The organism is Streptomyces sp. NPDC059900 (assembly GCF_050270335.1).
GTDB lineage: Bacteria > Actinomycetota > Actinomycetes > Streptomycetales > Streptomycetaceae > Streptomyces.
Genome location: NZ_JBNNJZ010000530.1, coordinates 1 through 5,588 on the forward strand (window position 1 = coordinate 1; position 5,588 = coordinate 5,588).

Below are 5,588 nucleotides of genomic sequence, written 5' to 3' on the forward strand. Positions count from 1 at the left end.
CACCGATAACCGCTGTACCGATGTTCCCCGAGGCCGGACTCCGAGGGCGGCCCGGTCACCTGGCACGACGGGGGCAACGACTGGTCGCTGGCGACGGTCGCGGAGTTCCGCCGCGACGGGATCATGGTGTTCTGGGTGAGCAACCAGGCCTACCGGAAGGGGAAGTGGAACCTTGAGGACGAGCAGATGAAGCTGACGCACGGTATCGCCGAGCGGCTGCGGCGCCCCGCCTGAGGCGAACTGCTGCCCGCCGCCACCGTGCCCCGGCGTAGGCTGGTCGACTTCCCTGCCCGCCAGGGGAGTTGACCTACTACCTCAAGGCCGTGCGCGGCGAGGTACCCGAACACTATGGAGCCCGCTTGCCCACGCATACGCCCGGATTCCCGCCGGGCACCCTTGCCGACGACGGCCTGCCGATCTGGATCAGTGAGGTGGCCTCGACCGAGCGGCACCACGCGCTGCACGTCGTACGCGGTCGCGATCCCCGGCAGACGCTGGAGGCCCTGGACGCCGATCCCGGCCGTATCCGCACGTGCGTCCTGCCCGCCGCCGGGACCGGCCCGTACACCTCCCTGCCCGCCGCGTTCCTCGCGGACGAGTGCGGTGACAGCGGCACGCTCCTGTCCGGCACGAACGGGTCCTGGACCTTCGTGTACGACGACGCCGCCTGCGTCGACGAGGAGGTGCTGGCGGAGCTGTCGTGCGGGGGACGCGCCGCAGCCTCCACCACGTTTTCCGTCAACGCCGACGTCAGCCTGGCCTACGCCGTCGACGGGTCGGTGGCCTGTCACGTGGACCTCGATGACCTCGTCCTCGAACGCGACCTGCCGCACATGCCCGACGCGTTGCGCACGGCATTCCGGGCCGCAGGGACTATCGAGCACGACTGCCTCTCCGCGGGCGAGGCCGACCACGAAATCTGCATGCGGGCCGTCTGCGCCCTCGCGGGCCTGGCCTGGACCGTCGGGGACCTGCGCGGTGCGCCCCTGCTGGTGGCGCCGTACGAGTGATCCGGCGTCCCGTCAGACGGGCAGTTCCGCGCTGATCACGTTGCGCAGCATGCTCTGGAGGTGGGCGGGCATGTCGATGGTGTCCGGGCTGAGGAGCCACTGGACCTGTAGTCCGTCGATCAGGGCGATGAGACTCGCCGTCAGCCCGGACGGGTCCACATGGGGATGGAGCAGATCGCGGCGCACGAGATCGTCGACTGCCCGGGACATCTGGCTGCGTGCCCGCTCGTAGCGGGCGGTGAAGTAGGGGCGCGCCGGATGATCCGCGGCGGTCGCCTCGCCGGACAGGACGGCAAAGAGGCTGACGATCAGGGGGTTCGCCTGGTTGTGCGCGACCAGGCGGACCATGCTGGCGAAATACTCGAGCCCGTCGGTGCGGTCGGCGCCGGTGCGGAAGAAGTACTGGTCGTCCTGCAGCTCACGCTCCTCCAGGACGGCTTCGAGCAGCGATTCCTTCGTCGGGAAGTGGTGCAGGAGCCCGGCCCGGGAGACGCCGCAGGCGGCCGCGAGCTGGACCATGCTCGCGTTGCGGTAGCCGACCTGCCCGAACGCGGTGAGCGCAGCCTCGATGATCTGTGCACGCCGCCGTTCGCCCTTGGGGTAGTTGCGCGAGGGCGCTGGCTGCGTTGCCGCTCCGGGCTGGGTCATGGCGAAATGCTATCCACTCTAGAAAACCGACAGGGGTGTGGGTATTGTCACCCCCGCTGCAAATACCGACAAGAGTGTAGGTATTTTGTGCCTCGCCTCTGCTCGGTGCATCCGTCGCGCGGTCGTCGAACCTGAGAGGAAGCCTGCATGTCCAAGCCACAGCTCTCACTCCAGCTCTACTCCGTCCGCCAGGCCCTGGAAACCGACCAGGGCACCGCCCTTGCCCGGATCGCCGGGCTCGGACTGCGCCACGTGGAGGTGTTCGACTTCGTACGACGCTCCGAGCAACTGGCGGACGCCCTGGAGCGCAACCATCTGACCGCGCGCACCGGGCACGCCGAGTTGCTGTCCGTTCAGCGCCCCGACGGCGCAGAGGTCCCGACACTCGACGAGACCTTCGCCGCCGCCAAGCGGATCGGCCTCGACCTGGTCGTCGACCCCTTCGTGCCCGCGCCCCGGTGGACCGACGAGCGCGAGATCGCACGGACCGCCGCGCTCCTGAACGAAGCCGCCGGCCGCGCCGCAGACCACGGCCTGCGCGTGGGCTATCACAACCACTCCCAGGAGTTCGTCCACACCGTCAACGGCGCAAGTGCCTTCGAGTACTTCGTGAGCCTTCTGGACCCCGGCGTCGACCTGGAGATCGACCTCTACTGGGCCTCGGCGGGCGGCAAGGACGTCGTCGGCCTGCTGGAACGACTCGGCGCACGGGTGAAGGCCCTGCACGTCAAGGACGGCGCGATCATCGAGGACCCGTTCTTCTCCGAAGCCCCCTTCGAGCCGGCCGACACCGGGCAGGTCGCGCCCGGCCAGGGACAGGTGCCCCTGGACGCGGCGCTCGCCGCAGCCACCGGTGCGGAGTTCGCCATCATCGAATTCGACTACTACAGCGGTGACATCTTCGAGGGCATCCAGGCAGCCGTCCGCTATCTGGCCGCGAAGGGCATCAACTGATGACCACTCACACTCCGGTCGGCATCGGCCTCATCGGCGCCGGCAACATCAGCGACCAGTACCTGACCAACCTCACCGCGTTTCCCGATGTGCGTGTGCTGGTCGTCGGCGACCTCGACACGGCACGCGCCCGCACCCAGGCCCAGAAGTACGGGGTGGGGGAGTGGGGCACGGCGGAGCGCGTCCTCGCCCATCCCGGCGTCGACATCATCGTCAACCTGACCATCCCCGCCGCCCACGCCGAGGTCAGTTCGGCGATCATCGCCGCCGGCAAGCACGTCTGGTCGGAAAAGCCCGTCGCGATCGACCGGCCGAGCGCCCGCGCCCTGCTCGACGCGGCAGATGCCGCCGGCCTGCGCGTGGGCACCGCACCCGACACCGTCCTGGGCCCCGGCCTGCAGACCGCCCGCAGGGCCATCGCGCGCGGCGACATCGGCATACCGCTGTCCGCACACACGGTCATGCAGTACGCGGGCCCGGACCAGTGGCACCCGGACCCCGAGTTCCTCTTCGCTCCCGGAGCAGGCCCCCTGTTCGACATGGGCCCCTACTACCTCACCGCCCTGGTCAGCGTGTTCGGCCCCATCAGCCGCGTCTCCGCCGAGGGATCAACCGGTCGCGCGCACCGCACCATCCGCACCGGTGCCAGAGCCGGCACGGACTTCGCCGTCGGCGTCCCCACCCACATCGCGGCCCTCGCCCGGTTCGACGGCGGCGCGGTCAGCCAGAGCACCTTCAGCTTCGACACCCCCCTCACCCGGACCGGCATCGTCGAGATCACGGGAACCGAGGGCACCCTCGTCATCCCCGACCCCAACACATTCGCGGGAGACGTGCGGATCACCCGCGTTCCCCGGCCGGACAGCGAGCCCGCATGGGAGACCCTCACGCCGGTCGGGGTCGCATCAGGCCGCGGCCTCGGCGTGCTGGACATGGCACGCGCCATCCACACAGGCGGGCCGCACATCGCCACGGGGGAGCTCGGCTACCACGTACTGGACGCCCTGACGGCCATCGACGAAGCCGCCGCCTCGGGCGAGACCGTCCACGTCACCAGCAAGCTCGAGGAGATCCCCCTCGTACCCGAGGACCGCGACCCCTACGAAGCCACGCTGTGACGCCGCGTGCAGAGGGCCGGCTGCTCGCAGGGAGAGAGGGCCGGCTGCTCGCAGGGAGCGCGTCAGCAAGCGAGCCATCAAAGCCCCGTGTGGACCTGGCACGCCCACAGGCCGGGCGTCTGGACTGGCCGGCCGGATCGGCCTGATGGGGGCGGACTCGGCGGAGCTGCTCGGCCATGAGACGGGGGACCGGATGTCGGAGCTGTTCCGGAAGGCCGAGTGAGGCCGCGGTGGTCCTGCGGGCCTCCCGGGCTCTCGCACGGGGCGAACGTCGTGCGAGAGCCGGTGGCCGTCAGGTGCCGGGCAGTCTCACCGTCCCGTAGAGCGGGTAGTGATCGGACTTTCCGGCGTCGGGGGTGACAGTGCACGAGGTGAATTGTGCGGTGTCCGGGGCGAAGATGTAATCGATCTTGATCTTTCGTCCACTGAGTGGCTTCGTCACCTCGCCGTTGCGGGGGCTCCCGGCGATGCTCCCTTCGTCGCACTCACGGTGCGCCGCGTAGGTGTCGGTCAGGACCGTGTTGGGGCCATCGGATTGCGTGTAGTCCGGCGGTACGGAGTTGAAGTCACCGCCGAAAACGACCCGGTAACCCTGCTTCTCGTACTCTGCGACGATGCCCTCGAACTGCTTCGCCTGCTTGGTGCGCCACACCCCGTTCGGGTCGCCGAAGTCCGCGCCGCCCGCGCTGAAGTGGGCATTGCACACCATGACGGCCCGTGAAGGCAGTGCGGCACACAGAGCCGAACGCTCCTCGAACTTGGATGTGTCCGGAGACTCGAGGGCGTGATGCTTGTACCAGGTGTTCTCTTCGGGCACCGCGATGGCCACCCCGTAGGCTCCCCGGTCCGCGCTCTCGGGCGCGGGTCCCATGGCGCATTGCTTCTGGACCGGGGGACCGCCCCATTGGTGGTGGAGGGGGGCGAAGCGCACATCCCATCCGCGCCCGGTGCCGCCTTCTGCTACAGGTTTTTCGAGCATCCACTCGACGCGCTTGGCATGCTTCTCGCAGAACTCCTGGAAGAAGATGACATCAGGATCCTTGAGCCGGCTCTGGATCTGCTCGTTGAGTTCGGCGTAACCGGCGCGCTCGTCGCTCCACCCGCAATCCTTGTTGTTGTTCGCGCACACATTCCACGACATCACGTCGAGAGTCGAGGCGGCCGCCGGGCTCGGCGCCGGCGCGGTGCCGCTGCCGGCGCTGGTGACGGGTTCCAGGACGAACTTCTCCCAGGAGCCGACCGAGGTGGCCCGCGCCCGCAACAGACCGTCGCCTGTTTCGCTCGCGTCGGCGGAGACGTACACCGGTGTCGTCTCGTCCTTCTCGCTGACCTTCAACGCCAGCACCCTCGACCCCTTGGGTGACCCCGTCGGCACCCCCGTGGCGTAGAACACCGGTGTGAACTGCTGCCACAGCCCGAGCCCGGCGCCCCGAGCCCTGAGCATCCCCTGCCGGTCCCCGTCATAACCGAACTCCGCCGTGACGAAGAATCCGGTGACCTCGGACCGGAAGCCGATTGTCCTCGCCATGTGATTGGTGTGCAGTGTGAGCCGCTCCCAGGAGCCGACTGAATCGGCGCGGGCCCGAAGCCGCCACTGCAACTGTGTGTCCGTCTCATCGAGCGCGACGGAGACGTACTTCCCGGTCGCCAGCGACTTCAGGGCCCACTTCTGACCGGCTGATTTAGCGATCGCCTCGGCGTCCTGCGAGACCTCCGCGGCGCCTGCCGTCGGCGCGGCAAGCACCTGTAGTCCAGCTATCACGGCACACAATGCCGCGAGCAGCCGCAAAAATCGGCGCATCCAGACTCTCCCCCCTATGTGAACGCGTGTGCTCATAGGGGGAGCACTCTATGGGAG

Annotated in this window: 5 protein-coding genes; 3 read left to right on the forward strand and 2 right to left on the reverse strand. The window is 68.8% G+C overall.

What is annotated here, in order from left to right:
- The first annotated feature begins 359 nt into the window (after window positions 1–359).
- Entirely contained in the window at window positions 360–1,010 is a 651-nt protein-coding gene (locus tag ACQKIP_RS38170) for a DUF6461 domain-containing protein (RefSeq protein WP_365864295.1), read from the forward strand.
- 12 nt (window positions 1,011–1,022) lie between these two features.
- Here ACQKIP_RS38170 and ACQKIP_RS38175 read toward each other — a convergent pair whose 3' ends face one another.
- Window positions 1,023–1,658, reverse strand: a complete 636-nt coding sequence (locus ACQKIP_RS38175) for a TetR/AcrR family transcriptional regulator (protein ID WP_365864296.1) — start codon at window positions 1,656–1,658, stop codon at window positions 1,023–1,025.
- Between the two features lie 147 nt (window positions 1,659–1,805).
- On the opposite strand from ACQKIP_RS38175, the gene ACQKIP_RS38180 reads away from it, so the two are divergent.
- A complete protein-coding gene (locus ACQKIP_RS38180; protein WP_365864297.1) occupies window positions 1,806–2,612 on the forward strand; it encodes a sugar phosphate isomerase/epimerase family protein in 807 nt (268 codons plus the stop codon).
- Window positions 2,612–3,730: a Gfo/Idh/MocA family protein gene (locus tag ACQKIP_RS38185; protein WP_365864298.1), complete on the forward strand. Its 1,119-nt coding sequence runs from the start codon at window positions 2,612–2,614 to the stop codon at window positions 3,728–3,730. The genes ACQKIP_RS38180 and ACQKIP_RS38185 overlap by 1 nt, the downstream gene beginning before the upstream one ends.
- Window positions 3,731–4,022: 292 nt before the next feature.
- Here the strand turns inward: ACQKIP_RS38185 and ACQKIP_RS38190 are convergent, their stop codons facing one another.
- A complete protein-coding gene (locus tag ACQKIP_RS38190; protein WP_365864299.1) occupies window positions 4,023–5,519 on the reverse strand; it encodes an endonuclease/exonuclease/phosphatase family protein in 1,497 nt (498 codons plus the stop codon).
- Window positions 5,520–5,588 lie beyond the last annotated feature (69 nt).

Excerpts from the sequence above, each read along its gene's own strand:
- ACQKIP_RS38175 (WP_365864296.1), bottom strand. The coding sequence starts at position 1,658 with ATGACCCAGCCCGGAGCGGCAACGCAGCCAGCGCCCTCGCGCAACTAC.
- ACQKIP_RS38185 (WP_365864298.1), top strand. The coding sequence starts at position 2,612 with ATGACCACTCACACTCCGGTCGGCATCGGCCTCATCGGCGCCGGCAAC.
- ACQKIP_RS38180 (WP_365864297.1), top strand. The coding sequence starts at position 1,806 with ATGTCCAAGCCACAGCTCTCACTCCAGCTCTACTCCGTCCGCCAGGCC.